The organism is Variovorax sp. MSC1_012, assembly GCF_023667525.1.
In the GTDB taxonomy this organism is placed as follows: domain Bacteria; phylum Pseudomonadota; class Gammaproteobacteria; order Burkholderiales; family Burkholderiaceae_C; genus Variovorax; species Variovorax beijingensis_B.
This window is the reverse complement of sequence record NZ_CM174443.1, coordinates 2,229,159-2,244,020: the sequence shown is the minus strand read 5'-3', so window position 1 is coordinate 2,244,020 and position 14,862 is coordinate 2,229,159. Positions and strand designations below refer to the sequence as shown.

Genomic DNA, 14,862 nt, shown 5'->3' with positions numbered 1-14,862 from the left:
AAGCATTGGCTGCAATGGCCCCGGAGGCCTTGGCGGGAATGGGTGCAAAAGCCCAGCTTCACTATCACGAGCACCTGTCGCTGCGTACCGGCGTTGCGCGGTTCGGCGTGCTCTTCAAGCGGCTGGGCGTCGCAAGGGCGTTCGGTGTGAAGCGCGTTTTAGACGTCATCCTGGCCGCGGCGGCATTGCTGCTGTTTGCGGTCCCTCTTGCGCTTTTGACCTGGCAAGTGAGTCGCAAGCTCGGAAAGCCGGTTTTCTTCCGCCAGGTTCGACCGGGCCTGGGAGGACGGCCTTTCGAGATGGTCAAGTTCCGCACCATGACGGATGCACGCGACGCCAGCGGGCAGTTGCTGCCCGATACCGACCGGCTCACGCCGTTTGGCCGTTTTCTTCGTTCGAGCAGCCTCGACGAGTTGCCCGAACTCTGGAATGTGCTCAAGGGTGAGATGAGTCTGGTAGGCCCGCGCCCCTTGTTGATGGAATACCTTCCCCTGTACTCCGCGGAGCAAGCGCGCCGCCACGAAGTGCGCCCCGGCATTACTGGTTGGGCGCAGATCAACGGCCGCAATGCACTGAACTGGGAAGAGAAGTTCAAGCTCGACGTCTGGTACGTCGACAACCGCACGCTGTGGCTCGACATCAAGATCCTGTGGCTCACGGTGCGCAAGGTGCTGGTACGCGACGGGATTTCTGCGGCGGGCGAAGCGACCATGCCGCGCTTCACCGGCTCTTCTGCCGCTGCCTCCCACGGAGGTGAGTCATGACGCAACCCTTGTTCGCGGTCTACGGCGCCAGCGGCTGCGGCCGGGGCGTGATGCCTTTGGCGCGCGCGCAATTGGCGGGACAGTGCGTTGCAGACACGCGGCTTGTTTTCATAGATGACCAGCCCGCCGCGCCCGTGGTCAATGGCCAGCGGGTGCTGCGCTACTCGGAATTCCTGCAGCAAGAGGCGAGCGAGCGCCATGTCGTGCTGGCCATTGCCAACAGCAAGGTGCGCGAGCAGCTGGCCGCGCGCTGCAGGGCGGATGGCGTGCGCGCCTGGACGGTAAGCGCGGGCAACGTCGTGCGCATGGACGATGTGGAACTGGGGGAGGGCGCGGCCCTGAGCCCCTTCGTCACGCTCACTTCCAACATCCGCATCGGTCGGCATTTCCACGCCAACCTTTACAGCTATGTCGAGCACGACTGCGTGATCGGCGATTTCGTCACCTTCGCGCCGGGTGCGAAGTGCAACGGCAATGTGGTCATCGAAGACCACGCGTACATCGGCTCCGGTGCGGTCATCAAACAGGGGCGTCCTGGCAAGCCGCTGGTCATTGGGCGCGGTGCCGTGGTCGGCATGGGCGCCGTGGTCACGCGCGACGTGCCGGCCGGCGCCACGGTGGTGGGCAACCCGGCCCGTCTCTTTTCTCCCAAAGGTTGATTGTGCTGAATACCCCGTTCTCTCCCTGGCCCAGCTTCACCGCCGAAGAAGCCGAAGCTGTGCAGCGCGTGCTGCTCTCCAACAAGGTCAACTACTGGACCGGGCAGGAATGCCGTGAGTTCGAGAAGGAATTCGCTTCCTGGACCGGCACCGCCCATGCGGTGGCGCTGGCCAATGGCACGCTGGCGCTGGATGTCGCGCTGAAGGCGCTGGGCATCGGCCCGGGCGATGAAGTGGTGGTTACGCCGCGCACCTTCATAGCAAGTGTGTCTTGCGTGGTCAATGCGGGTGCGACCCCGGTGTTTGCGGATGTGGAGGCCGACAACGGCAACCTCTCTGCGGCCACCATTGCGCGGGTGCTCACGCCGCGCACCCGCGCGGTGATCTGCGTGCACCTGGGCGGCTGGCCTTGCGACATGGATCCGATCATGGCGCTGGCCGAACAGCACGGCTTCAAGGTCATCGAAGACTGCGCCCAGGCACATGGAGCGCGCTACAAGGGGCGGGCGGTCGGATCCATTGGGCACGTGGGCGCATGGAGCTTCTGCCAGGACAAGATCATGACCACGGGCGGCGAGGGCGGCATGGTCACCACCAACAGCGAATCGTTGTGGCGCGCCATGTGGGAATTCAAGGACCACGGCAAGAGCTATGAGGCGGTGTTCAAGCGCGAGCATCCGCCCGGCTTCCGCTGGGTGCATGAAAGCTTCGGCACCAACTGGCGCATGCTGGAGATGCAGGCCGTGATCGGCCGCATCCAGTTGCGCCGCATGGCCGACTGGACCGTGCAGCGCACGCGCCATGCAGAAGCGCTGTGGGCGGCCTGCCGTCCGCACCCGGCCGTGCGCGTGCCAGCCTTGCCCGAAGGCAGCGTGCATGCGCACTACAAGTGCTATGTCTACGTGCAGCCCGCGCAGCTGGCACCCGGCTGGAGTCGCGACCGCATCGTGAATGCCATCCAGGCCCAAGGCGTGCCATGCTACCAAGGCTCCTGCTCGGAGGTGTATCTGGAGAAAGCCTTCGACGGCACCGGTTGGCGGCCGGCCGAGCGCTTGCCGGTGGCGCGCGCCTTGGGCGAAAACAGCGTCATGTTCCTGGTGCACCCCACACTGACGGCCGCTGAAATGGACGCCAGCTGCGCGGCCATTGGGCGGGTGCTGAAGGAAGCGAGCGCAGCATGAGCCCATCCGCTGCGCGCAGATGGTGGCCCAAGCCCGGGGCCACGGTTTGGCGCTGGCTGCTGGCGCTGGCCATGCTCGTGCTGCTGGTGCTGAGCCTGGCCCCGCTTTCAGCCGACCTGCCCTCCACGGGGTGGGACAAGGGCAACCATGCCTTGGGTTTTGCCGTGCTGGGGCTGCTAGGCCAATGGGCTTGGCCGGGGCGAACGGCCATCGTGTTGACCACGTTGCTGGCCTATGGCGGGCTCATCGAACTGCTGCAATCGTTCACGCCAGATCGCAGTGCCGAGGCTGTCGATCTGCTGGCCGACTGGGTGGGGCTGCTGCTGGGGGCCGGCTTGGCATTCTTGCTGGAGCGCCTGCATTCCGCAGGGCAGGGGGCGCAATGATGGATTCACAGCATTGCAGGGTTGACAAGAATTTCTCAGGGGGCTCCGCATGATCGACCGTATGGCCCAGCCGGTGCTGGCGCTGCCGAGACCCGCAAAGCGGGTGTTGGCCTTGTTGGTGGACACCGGCCTGTGTGTGCTGTGCGTGTGGCTGGCTCTCAGCCTGCGCTACGAGCGGTGGGTAGAACTAACGGGCGTGCACTGGCTGGCGGTAGCCGGCGCGGTCATGTTGGCGCTGCCGCTGTTCGTGATCTCGGGGCTGTACCGGGCAATCTTCCGGTATGCCGGCAGCGCGGCGTTGATGGCCGTCGGGCGCGCTTGCTCCTTGTTCAGCGTGGGCTACGTCATGATGTTCACCCTGGTTGGCGTGGAGGGCGTTCCGCGGACGGTGGGTCTCTTGGTGCCTGCGCTGCTGTTGATCACGGTGGGTGCCTCTCGACTGATGGCGCGCTATTGGCTAGGCGGCCTCTATACACAGGTGCTGCGCAGCAAGACCTTGCCGCAGGTGGTGATCTACGGCGCGGGCAAGGCCGGGCGCCAACTGGCCGCGGCGTTGGCGCACAGCCCCGAGATGGCGGTGCATAGCTTCGTCGACGATTCGCCGCATCTGCAGGGCCGCACCCTCAACGGGCTGCCCATCTACCCGCCGTCCTGGCTTACGGCCAATGCTGCCGCTCAAGGCATTACCGACGTGCTGCTGGCGCTGCCATCGGTCTCGCAAGGGCGCCGGGCGCAGATTCTGAACGAGCTCTTGTCGTTGCACTTGCACGTGCGCACGTTGCCTGGCATGGCTGACTTGGCGCAGGGCCGGGTGCAGGTCAAGGACCTGATGGAGGTCGACATCGAAGACCTGCTGGGCCGCGACCCGGTGGCGCCGGACGAAGATCTGCTGCATCGCCACGTGCGCGGCAAGGTTGTGCTGGTGACCGGTGCGGGTGGCTCCATTGGCAGCGAGCTGTGCCGCCAGATCGCGCAGTTGAAACCCTCGGTGCTGCTGCTGGTGGAGTGGAGCGAATACGCGCTCTATGCCATTCATCGTGAGCTGGATCAAAAAGCGCCTGCGCTCGGCGTGGTGCCGCTGTTGGCATCGGTGTGCGATAGCGCTCGCATGCGCCAGATCATGGGCGTGTGGCGGCCCGATACGGTCTACCACGCTGCAGCCTACAAGCATGTGCCGTTGGTGGAGCACAACCCCGTGGAAGGCCTGATCAACAACACGCTGGGCACGCTCACGGCGGCATTGGCAGCGCGCGACCATGGCGTGAGCCAGTTTGTGCTGGTCAGCACCGACAAGGCGGTGCGGCCGACCAACATCATGGGCGCGAGCAAGCGCCTGGCCGAAATGACGCTGCAGGGCCTGGCCCAGCAGAAGCCGAGCACCTGCTTTTCGATGGTGCGCTTTGGCAATGTGCTGGGCTCCAGTGGCTCGGTGGTGCCGCTGTTTCGTCAGCAGATCGAAGCGGGCGGACCGATCACGCTCACGCACGAAGACATTACGCGCTACTTCATGACCATTCCCGAAGCGGCGCAACTGGTGATCCAAGCCGGCGCCATGGCCGAGGGGGGAGACGTGTTTGTGCTGGAGATGGGCGAGCCGGTGCGCATCATCGACCTGGCGCGCCGCTTGGTGGAACTGTCGGGCCGCACCGTGTGCGACGCGAGGAACCCCGAAGGCGATATCGAGCTGCTGGTCACTGGCCTGCGGCCCGGTGAAAAACTTTATGAAGAACTGCTGATCGGCGACAACGCCATGCCCACTGCCCATCCGCGTGTGATGAAGGCGCATGAAGCGTGCCCGCCCTGGGCAGAGCTGGCGCAGCAGATCGATGAGCTAGGCGCACTGCTGGAGCGTAACGACGTTCCGGCGATCAAATGCAAGCTGCAGCAGCTCCTGGGCGGCTACCTTCCACACGCGGAGGTAGTCGACTGGGTGTACATGGAGCTTGAACGCCAGAGGGACACGTTACCGGCGCCAGTATCGGTCGTGGCTGATGGCGTTGCCGCTGGTGCTTCGGGGCCGCCGTCAGCGCTCGCACCAGTCTGACGACTAGTTAATCTAAAACGCGCCGCAATATCAATCTTCGCGATACCTTGGCGATCGATGTCAAGAAGGGAGCGCGCCGACCTAAACACTTTTGAACTCGCCGAGCGCCAAGTAGCGCTCAGCGGTCTAAGTCTAAAGATGCTGCTATCGGTGTATTCAGTGCTTTGAGGAACATGTGAGCTATAGAAAAGACATTCAGATTCTGCGAGGGATTGCAGTGCTCCTCGTCGTCTGCTTCCATCTTGGGTTTTCCGGGTTCGCCAGCGGATTCCTCGGGGTTGATGTGTTCTTCGTAATAAACGGATAACTGATGGCCGTCATGTACGACTCAACGAAGAAGGCAGATTTTTTCGCCAAGCGGGCCAAACGTCTATTGCCAGCGTACTTCGCAATCGTGTTAGCTTGACCCGTTGAGAGCGCTTCCTAAGATGTGCTGCTGGCTCGATAGTTACCATTGAATTCTGAGACGTCTCTGGTGGTTGCCATCGTATTGCTCGATTGGCTCAAATGGATGCTTGGATGCCCCGAAGTACCAGCCAAACGCCAGCCATGCAATGGCAGAAGCTTCCCATACACCGGTCATAGCAATCGGCAACCAAGTAACCAATAGCATGAGGCCGCCCTTGCGTACCTCTGGGTTCGGTGATCTAAAGATGACGCGCCAAAAAACTGCAGCGACTGTGAAGCCGAAAAGAATAAGCCCCGGCAATCCCGTTTCCGCAGCCATCGTCAAAATTGCATTGTGTACGGAAATACCATCACCATTGACTGCACGGAACGCCCCAAATCCTATCCCGGAAAATATATTCTCGAAGAATAATTGGATCGCCAGCGGCCAAATGTATTCCCGGCCTGAAAGATCTACTGTGTCGCCGGATTGAGTCAGAGCGTCGGAAAAAAATGTCATCCGATCACTTACGGAAGCCGGGAGATAGTCAAAGAAGAAATAAATGCCAGCGCCAGCGAGTGCAATTAAAAAAATGGATGCTACAAACTGTCGCCGCATGGAAAGCAGAAAATAAAGGAGCACCGAGGCACCACCAGCCATTAGAGCTCCGCGAGACCCAGTCAACAGGATTGCCGACATAGCCACGGGGACATACAGCACTGTGGCCAGCTTCACGAGCCATCGTTGCGGCTGATAGTTGAGCAGCGTCAACGCCATTGGAATCGACGTGGCAATTGCATATGCGATGTAGTTGGCGTTTAGTTCTCCGACTGTTGCCCGATCATCGCCATCCCCCCCGGCGGCAAAGCTTACTGCGCTTGTGACCACTGTCAAGCTTGCAACTACGCATCCGAGGACATAAAACACTCCAACAAGTTTCCAGTATTTGGGAGAGAGAGAGAGTCGCAAGGTTGCTATGAAAATGAGAAAAGCAAGAAGCGAAGTGCTAAATATCTGGACGGTTGAAAGCTCTGAATCAAGCGACCACAAGAGAGACAGGAGGCACCAAATCCATAGCAGTGCAATACTGATTTCGACGTTGGCGGGCTTGGCGATTTTCCGTTTGCGCACCGCGTTGTAGATTAGCATGGCCAAGGTTGAAAACGCCAGCGTTCTAAAAAGTGAAACTCCCTCAATGAGGGTACTCATTCCCCAACTTGCGGAAAAGGCCGTGGCAGCCATCGTTAACGCAGCGCTACGCGTTATGAGCGTGTCCAGATTTTTCATTATTTTTCGACTTGTCAGCGATACGAATGTAGGGAGGGGGCGGCCACGGGGGTCAAAATGACGCCCTCGGTCGACTACGAGTTGTCTCACTTCAATTCAGCGCCATCGACCTCGACGCGGAAGTGAGCTCCGCCGAACCCGCGCAGATGTCTTACCGCTGTGATCGAGGCCGCCAGCACCCGGGCCTATGGTGACCCCACTTAGGGCGCGGCGGTCAGCGAAATGGTGGACCAAAAACTCTACTCTGCCTAGCTCGGGGCCCAACGCGCTGCCCGCCCGCCTGGGGGATTTATTCGTTGTATTTGTACGTCGTATACCGATAGCCACCATAGCGGTAGCCATGGCTACCGTAGTGGCGACGCGTCAGGTCGATGCCGTTGAAGATCACGCCGCTCACCGCCTTGCCCGCGTGTGCGAGGCGCTTGGCGCTTTCATTGAGTTCGCCGAGCTGAGTCTGGTCCGCGCGGGCAACCAGCAGCACGGCGCCCATGTACGGCGCCACAGCGGCCGTGTCGGCAGCTACCAACACTGGTGGCGTGTCGATGACGACCAGTTCGTATTGCGCGGACACCATTTCGAGGAGACGCACAAAGCTCTCCGACATCAGCATGTCGGCCGGATTGACCGGCAGCTTGCCGGTGGTGAGGATGTCGAGGTTGGGCAGCACTTGCGCGCGGATGGCTTGCTGAACTGAAAGCTCGCCAGCCAGCAGTTCCGACAGACCGCCTTCGCGAGGCAGGCCGAACTGCTTGTTCAAGTGGCCCTTGCGCATGTCGGCGTCGATCAGCAGCACCCGCTTGCCGGCGTGGGCCATGATGGCCGCGAAATTGCCGGAAACAAAGCTCTTGCCGATGCCTGGCGTCGCGCCCGTGATGAGGATGCGATTGTTGCCAGCCTCCAGCGTAGCGAATTGCAGCGCGATGCGCAGGCTGCGCAACGCCTCGATGGGCGGGCTGTCTGGGTGGGTCACCGCCAGCAGCTGGATACCCTTGGCCCCAGCTGCAACGCTTTGGTCGAGCGTCGTCTGTTCGATCGTGAAGGGTACGACCGAATAGACCGAGAGGCCGGTGTGCGCCTCGATCTCCTGCGGATCCCGAATGCCCGCCAGGAAGCTGCTGCGCATGATCGCCAGCGCCGCGCCAGCTAATAGGCCCAGCGCCAGCGCAATCGCGAGGATCAGTTGCTTCTGCGGTTTGATTGGCTCCTTGGTCTTTACTGCCTTATCAAGCAGGCGCACGTTGCCGGTCTTGCCTTCCTTTACCAAGCGCAGCTGCAGTGCATTGTTCTGCAGTGATTGATAGAGGCCGCTGTTCACCCGCACGTCGCGCTCTAGGCGCAGTGCATCCTGCTGCAAAGTGGGCATGCGGCTTACGCGCGCGTTGAGGCCGCTGATCTCTTTCTCGATAGCGCCGATCTGTCCATCGATGGTCTTCACACGCACGTTGTTATCCGTGAAGCGTGCGGCCAGTTCACGGCGCTTCTGTTGAGTTTCGAGAAGCTTGGTCTGCAGCTCGATGGTCTGGGCCAGCACGCCCTTGGCTTCTTCATCGAAGGCTACGGTGCCGTTCTTGTTGCGAAAGCGCGTGTAGGCATCTTCCGAGGCTTCGAGCTGGCGCTTGAATTCAGGCAGCTGCTCGTCCAGGAAGACCAACGTCTTCTGCGCCTCGGCCGCCTTCCGCTCGACGTTTTGCTGCACGTACTGCTCGCCGATGGCATTGAGGATGCGGGAGAGCTGGTCGCGATCACTGTCTTGCAGTGTCACGCTGATCACGTTTGATTGCTTGCCTTGCTCACCGAGTTGCAGTCGCTTTTGCAGATTCTCGATGGTGCGCAGCTGCGAAGCACGCGACACGACGAATTCCGCGCCGGGCTTTCCTTCGAGCTTGTCGACCAGCAGGTCGATAGCCCCGTCTTCGAGCGCATGGTGCAGCGGCTGGCCAACGATACCGGTCAGTGGCTGGTCCAGTTCCGCGTGTCTCAGCGTGTATTGGCCTTCGCCCTGAGCGGTGATCAGGAAAGGTGCTTCGTCTTCAAGCTCCGCCGGCACGTCGAAGCGGGCGACCCCGATACGTTCCTTGCCGTTGACGTAGCCCCCCATGCCAAGGAAGCCGGGGTCCGAAAGGCCGTCAGCTCGCCGCGCTAGCCAACGGCCCAATATCGGCAGATAGCGCGGCTTAGCGTCGATATAGGCGTGCGTCTGGGTCACTGCGGCGCCCAGTACCATCCGCGAGCGGATGACCTGGATTTCGCCGGTGGCGGGCGTCTTTACGTCGAACAGACTGGAGGCTTCGCCGAGAAAGCCCTTGGCATCCGGCGCTGCATCTTCGACCTGAATCAGCAGGTTGGACTCGTAGACTGGGGTAGACAGCAGCGCGTAGGCTACACCGAGCATCAGCGCCAGCGCAGTGACAGCCGCAACCAGCCATTTGCGGTCGATCAGAATGTCGATCCATTCCGACAGATTGATAACATCATCGTCATCCGGCCTTGCGGCCGAGGCCGTAGCAGCCTGGCCGCCCCGCACAGCATTGGAAGTGGTCACAGCAGGAGTGTTCATTTGAATTGCCGAATCCGTTCGGCCCATGTCTTGACGCCGGCGTCGATGAGTTGAAGTGCGTGCTCGAAGGCTTCCTGGCCCATGCGATAGGGGTCAGGGATATTCAGCTTGGCGGTTTCGGCAAGGCGAAACACCCTGCCGCGCGTGAGCGGGTAGTTGGTTTCGATGTGGCGGCGCTGCCCGTCGTCCATGGTGAGGATCAGATCGGCCTGAACGCACATCGACTGGGTGATCTGGCGTGCCCTGTGCGCGCTCAGGTCGAGTCCGCGCGCGGCCATCAACTCTTGGGCGATGGGATCCGCCGGGTGGCCTATCAACGCACCCGTGCCGGCCGACGACACGGCGATCTCCGGCAGCGCATCGGCCAGCAGGATGTGCGCCATCGGGCTTCGGCAAATGTTGCCGATGCAAACGACAAGAACGGATTTCAACGTGTCCGCCTTTCTTCCATACAAAAAACGCTCATGGGCTGCGATCGAAATTCAAGATGTTGTCTCCGGCACGCGGCTTGTTGTCTGGCGGGGCCGCAAAGTTGAAGGCGCCCTGGTCGCGCACGGAGGTCAGTTCATAAAGGGTGTTGCTGCGGGCCAGGCGCGCGCCGCCGTCGCGCGTGAGCGGCGACCATGCAAAGCCCAGCGCAAACTTGCTCGACCGCGGCAGCAGCGCGTCGAGCGGAATCGAAAGGTAGATGCCCTTGTCGAAATCGCCTTCGCCAAACTGCCTCGACGAGACGTTGGTCTTGGTGGCGTAGGCACCCAGCACAAAGCCGTTGTCGAAGCGGCGGATGACTTCGAGCGTGACGCCACGGTCGCCCGCAAGGTACTGGCCCGCGCTGATCTTGGCCATGACGCCGTTCCAGCCGGTGTCCCAGTAGAGGCTGGCATGGCCGGTGGTCACCTTGTAGTCGCGCAGGCCAAAGTCCTGGTTGAAGTCGCGCTGGCGCACGCGGTTGATGTCCACGCCAAAGGCCACCGGAGAGCGCGCCGGACGGTACAACCATTCGGCGCCAACGCCCGCAAACATGGTTTCGAGCAGGCCGCCATACATGCTGTAGTAGTGGTTGCTCGACAACTGCCCCACGTGCGTGAGTTGCAGCGACGGAATGGTGAAGCGCCGCGATGTGACGTACTCGCGCTGGTAGGTGCGCACGCGCGGCAGCTCGCTGGGCGCGGTGTAGGTGAACTTGTCGTAGTTGTCGGCCAGCCGCAGGTTGACCGCACCGCTGAGCCAGGTGCGCTGGGTAAAGCGGTATTCGGCGGTGGCCTGGATGCCGATCTGGTAGAGCAGAAAGGCGTCGGGCCCGCCGACGATCTGGCCATAGCTCGGCGCCATGCCAAAGGTGAACTTGTCGCGCGGGCGCACCCAGGGAGCGTTCGCTTCCGGAGCGGCCGCCTCGGGGGCGGCGGTGCTCTGCGCGGCGGTGCTCTTTGCGTTGGGGCGGGCCAGCTCGGGTTCGTAGTCGCGCTTGGACACGGCGCGCGCGGCGTGCGGCGGCAGGGCCTGGATGCGCGCGGCCACCCATTCGGCGCGTTCGATGGCCTGCGCATGCACCGCGAGCCCGCGCTCGGCGTAGTGAAAGACAAAGCTCTTGATGGTGTCCGGCGCATCGTGATGGAGCACCGCAATGGCTTTTTCGACGCGCGCGGTGCGGTAGACGGTGTTGCTGTCGGTCACCCACACATGCAGCACGTCGTCCTTGGGCGCAATGCGCTCGACGATCCATTCGGTCTGCGCCTCGATCTCCGCCGCGGTGGTTGCCCAGCCCGGGGAGCGTAGAGCCGCCTCCGGCCGAAATTCCGGCAGCGGCCGGTCGGCCGGCTTGGGCGATTGCGATGCGGCCAGGTTGCTCGACAGCGTGAGGCCAATCATGAACTTGTCGCCGCGCTCGAAGCCGGCAGACAGCGTGACCTTGGGCGACACGCGGTAAGACAGGCCGATGTTGAAGGGCGTGCGCTGGCGCTGGTTGTTGTTCTGCGGCTCGTTCTGGTAGTCGTTGCCTTCGTATTCGAGCTTGAGCGTGAGCGGGTCCCACGGCGTGCGCCACTGCACGCCGCCAAAGAGGGCGGCCGGGCCACGGAAGTAGGAGCCGAACCTGGCTTCGTTGGCTCTCGAACTGCCGCGGGTGTCGAAGCGGCTGCCCAGCAGCTTGAAGGGGTTGCTGATGTTGCCGCTCGCACCCAGGTAGCCCCAGCCGATGCCAAGGCTGAAGTCGAGGTCGTACCAGCGCTTGCTTGCCACCAGGTACTCGCCGGAGAAAAGGCCGGTACCGCCCAGGTCGCGGAAGCCCAGCGCAACTTCGGGCACCAGGGCGGTTTCCTTGAGCAGCCGCAGCTTGATGTCGATGCTCTTGTCCTTGTTCGACTGGCCGGTGGTGCTGGCTTCGTAGGCGCGGTTGGAGATGGATGTGTAGCGAAAGCCCGCTTCCATCCAGTCGAAGGGCTGGAACATCACGTTCAGCCGCGTGTAGGGCCAGATCGACGTGAGCGATGCGCGCGTGTCGCCGGCCACGCCCATGCGGGCCGATGGCGTTTGCAGCAGGCCGGTTTCGCCCCAGTCGTTGCCGCTGATGTCGAGCGGGCGCGGCTGCGAGGCCACGGCTTCGGGCAGCGTCGCGGCCACGGTGGGCGCGGCGAACACGGGCGCGTTGGCGGCCGGGGAAGTGGTGGTGGGTTCCTGCGGCGACGGGCCTTGCACGGCAAGGAACTTGATGAGGCCTTCCGACATGTCCGCCAGCGCGGCCATGCGGCGCGGCGGAGCCCAGATCCAGGCGCCGGGCGCGGGCTCGTCGGCGGGCTCTGCATTCCAGGCGCCGATGCCCGCGCGCGTGGTGCGACCGTCGGGCTGCGCGATCCAGGCCCAGTCGGCGCCGCTGTCGAGCCCGCAGGCGCTCAGGTAGTCGAGCAGCGAGCGTCCGCCTTCATGCGCCACGCGGCAAAAGCTGCCGTCGGGCTGCACCACGGTGACCGAGCGCAGCGGGGCGGGCGGCACCGCGAGCCGCTGGCCTTCGCGGAGCACCGGGTCTTGCCCGGGATTCGCCTGCAGCCAGCGCGGATCGACGATGCCCAGCGCCACGCGGCCGGTCGCCGGAAGGCTCTGCAGCACAGACAGCAGCTGCTCGCGCGAAGCCCGTTCCTCGGGCGAGGCCGATCGAACGGCCGCTTCCACCCGCACCAGCAGCGACTCTTTCAGGTACTGCTGCGCGAGCAGTTCCTGCGGCACCTGCCATGCGAGGCCGGGGCCGGCCGCATCCTCGGGTTGGCGCAGCAGCCAGTCGCTGAGCCGCTCGCCCGGCCGCACTTGCGCGGCGCCGCCAACACTGCGGTCGGTGGCTGCGGCGTGGGCGGAGGGAGTCATCAACACGATCGCGGCGGCCAGCAGGCTGAGGCGGAAGGGGTTGGTGATGGGGCCGGGCGGGGGCGGGGGGCTCATGAACCAGCTGCGCTTGTCGAGGCAACGTTGGCTGGCACAGAGGGATTCCACCGCTCGAAGCTCAAGCACAGATCACGGGAAAGGCACTGCTCGGAATAGACCGCCTCGAGCTTGTCGCCAACCTGGGCGAGGCCAAAGCGTGCCGGCGGCAGCGACGCCGAGGCCGGGCGCGTGCTGCTGCGCTCCTCGACCCAGCGCAGCGAACTCGCGGGCCGGCCGGCGAGCATGGTGTCGGTGGGCGGCGCGATTTGCCGTTGCTCGATTTCGTCGCGTATGCCCGAGCGGTAGCCCGGCATCAGGTCGCGCTCGCGCTGGAAGCGTGTTGTTGTAGTTGTCGTGCGCTCGGCAGCCGTGGCAGAGGGCCAGGCGGGCGCATTGACAAGGCGCACCGCACGCCAGTCGGTCGTCAAGCCGGCCGTGGCCACAAGGCGCCCGTGGCGAAGGCGCACGGTTTCACCCGAGGCGCTGTACCAGACCTCTGTGGGACCTTCGGGGTGTGGGTCGACGTATCCGAGCACGAGAAACACGGTGCGACCTTCGAGGGTGGCCCGCAAATAGCTGAATTCCGGACGGAATGTGTGGGAGTCCGACGGCGAGGCGTTGTTGTTGTAGAGGTGCCGGGCCGTGGCAAGCATTGCCGAGGAGCCCGAGGAGCATCCGCCCAAAAAAAAGGATGATGCGAGTACGCAACATCCTAGTTTTCGCACCGCGCTGGCGGTGCTTTGGAATCTCGCTGGGAACCCCCCCTTGCGGAGGGCTCCGACCATTACCTGGTGCCGGTGGTTCCGGTACCGGTGCCGCCAGGGCCGCCGGGGATGATGAAGCCGCCGCCACCGCCGCCGCCGCCACCACCAAGGGTCGCTGCCAGCAGCACGCCGCCGCCAACTGCCGCGCCAATTTGCGGGGTCGTCAGGCCGCCACCACCGGCTGCGCGCACGGCATCAGCGGCGCTGGCCGGAGGCGTGGGCAGGGTCGTCTGGGCGAGTGCAGGCGCGGAGGCCAGGGCTGCGAGGGCCATGGCTGCGATCAGGTGACTATGTTTCATGAATTTTTTCCCCGTTCAGTTGAAGCTTGGAAGTGAGCGACAGCGTCGACAACCGATAGTAACCGGCGATTGCGCATTGTTACTCTAGTCAACGGCTCGATGGTACCACTTCAGAGGGGCGGAGGGTAGGCGGAAACAGGTTAGACGACGCGGGTCGGGGAAGCCGCAAATCGCGGACGTTTCTGCGTTACAGCAGGAAACTGGATTTGAAATTAGAACTTTGGGCTTCTTAATTCAAATTGTTTAACAATTGCAATGCAGTTGCTGTAAGACGATGCTTACCGTTGAATTGTTTTGTTTCAATTATTGAAGATTCTTCGTTGCGATCTCGCACCGGGCCAGCGGCGCTGAGGCTGCAGGCGGGCACGGCACGGTCGAGCGTGGCTGCCAGCCGCTCGTTGAGCCGCGAGCTGTAGGGCTGGGCCGGGTGGATATCGTCCGCCATGTGTGCCGGATCGAACGCCACGGTGGACCAGTCCGCGAACACGGCACCCGTTTCGCTGGCGACGCGGCGTGCCGTTGCATCGTATTGGGCCGTGCGCTCGGCGAGAGAGCCCCGGACGCGCGACAGGCCGGTGATCACAAGCACCTTGCCTTGTACCTTGGCATGTTGCGCCATGGCGCGCAGTGCCGGTTCATAGGCGTAGTTGTTGCCGACGTCGTTGATGCCGTACTGCAGCACCACGACACTTGCAGAGATCCGCTCCTTCAGAAAACTCGGGCTGCGCTTGTGTGCGCTGTCGCCGATGACGGAGTGATCAGAAACCACCCAGGCCGGCCGTATGCGCCTGAGCGCAACCGCAGGCGGATCCTGGAGCCGTGTGCCCATGGTTGCGCCATAGCCACCCCACAGAATCGAATCGCCATAGAGCGCAACGCTGCAATTGCGCACGGGAGCCGGGGGTGCGGGAGCTCGCGGCGCGGAGGTGCTGGCGACAGGGGCGAGCGTCTTCTGGCCGATGGAGCTGCAGGCGGCCAGCGCAAGGGCGGCGAGCAGAACGACGAGAAGCTTCGCGATGGTCATGCGAACAGTATGCGCTCGGGGTGTGACTCGGCTACGCCAACAGGCGTATGGGCGCACTCGTTCCGCGAAGACACCATGGCAGCCCATCCTTCGAGGAG

General features: G+C 63.2%; 12 protein-coding genes. 5 read left to right on the top strand and 7 right to left on the bottom strand.

Translation table 11 applies throughout. The features are described 5' to 3' along the window. The first annotated feature begins 146 nt into the window (after positions 1–146). The 5 genes from L1081_RS10610 to L1081_RS10590 are packed head-to-tail and all read left to right on the top strand — an operon-like array spanning position 147 to position 5,034. Positions 147–764, top strand: coding sequence for a sugar transferase (locus L1081_RS10610; RefSeq protein WP_489416765.1), 618 nt, complete (start codon positions 147–149; stop codon positions 762–764). Further along, positions 761–1,423: a NeuD/PglB/VioB family sugar acetyltransferase gene (locus L1081_RS10605; protein ID WP_489416379.1), complete on the top strand. Its 663-nt coding sequence runs from the start codon at positions 761–763 to the stop codon at positions 1,421–1,423. The genes L1081_RS10610 and L1081_RS10605 overlap by 4 nt, the downstream gene beginning before the upstream one ends. Before the next feature lie 2 nt (positions 1,424–1,425). Next, positions 1,426–2,604 (top strand): DegT/DnrJ/EryC1/StrS family aminotransferase, encoded by a 1,179-nt coding sequence (locus L1081_RS10600; protein WP_489416378.1) that lies wholly within the window; start codon positions 1,426–1,428, stop codon positions 2,602–2,604. Further along, the gene (locus L1081_RS10595) at positions 2,601–2,990 is read left to right on the top strand and encodes a VanZ family protein (protein ID WP_489416377.1); all 390 of its coding nucleotides are present in this window, start codon (positions 2,601–2,603) and stop codon (positions 2,988–2,990) included. The genes L1081_RS10600 and L1081_RS10595 overlap by 4 nt, the downstream gene beginning before the upstream one ends. A gap of 49 nt (positions 2,991–3,039) precedes the next feature. Then, positions 3,040–5,034 (top strand): polysaccharide biosynthesis protein, encoded by a 1,995-nt coding sequence (locus L1081_RS10590; RefSeq protein ID WP_489416376.1) that lies wholly within the window; start codon positions 3,040–3,042, stop codon positions 5,032–5,034. A 448-nt stretch (positions 5,035–5,482) separates the two neighbouring features. On the opposite strand, the gene L1081_RS10585 is transcribed toward L1081_RS10590, so the two are convergent. From L1081_RS10585 to L1081_RS10555, 7 genes are all read right to left on the bottom strand, one after another. Beyond that, positions 5,483–6,709 (bottom strand): O-antigen ligase family protein, encoded by a 1,227-nt coding sequence (locus L1081_RS10585; protein ID WP_489416375.1) that lies wholly within the window; start codon positions 6,707–6,709, stop codon positions 5,483–5,485. Between the two features lie 289 nt (positions 6,710–6,998). Then, entirely contained in the window at positions 6,999–9,266 is a 2,268-nt protein-coding gene (locus L1081_RS10580; protein WP_489416374.1) for a succinoglycan biosynthesis protein ExoP, read from the bottom strand. Next, positions 9,263–9,697: an arsenate reductase/protein-tyrosine-phosphatase family protein gene (locus L1081_RS10575; protein ID WP_489416373.1), complete on the bottom strand. Its 435-nt coding sequence runs from the start codon at positions 9,695–9,697 to the stop codon at positions 9,263–9,265. Before L1081_RS10575 ends, L1081_RS10580 begins: the two co-directional genes overlap by 4 nt. A gap of 31 nt (positions 9,698–9,728) precedes the next feature. Beyond that, positions 9,729–12,695 (bottom strand): YjbH domain-containing protein, encoded by a 2,967-nt coding sequence (locus L1081_RS10570; protein WP_489416372.1) that lies wholly within the window; start codon positions 12,693–12,695, stop codon positions 9,729–9,731. After that, entirely contained in the window at positions 12,692–13,330 is a 639-nt protein-coding gene (locus tag L1081_RS10565; RefSeq protein WP_489416371.1) for a YjbF family lipoprotein, read from the bottom strand. The genes L1081_RS10570 and L1081_RS10565 overlap by 4 nt, the downstream gene beginning before the upstream one ends. A 131-nt stretch (positions 13,331–13,461) precedes the next feature. Next, positions 13,462–13,740 (bottom strand): hypothetical protein, encoded by a 279-nt coding sequence (locus L1081_RS10560; RefSeq protein ID WP_489416370.1) that lies wholly within the window; start codon positions 13,738–13,740, stop codon positions 13,462–13,464. A gap of 229 nt (positions 13,741–13,969) precedes the next feature. Next, entirely contained in the window at positions 13,970–14,764 is a 795-nt protein-coding gene (locus tag L1081_RS10555; RefSeq protein ID WP_489416369.1) for a GDSL-type esterase/lipase family protein, read from the bottom strand. Between the last annotated feature and the right edge of the window lie 98 nt (positions 14,765–14,862).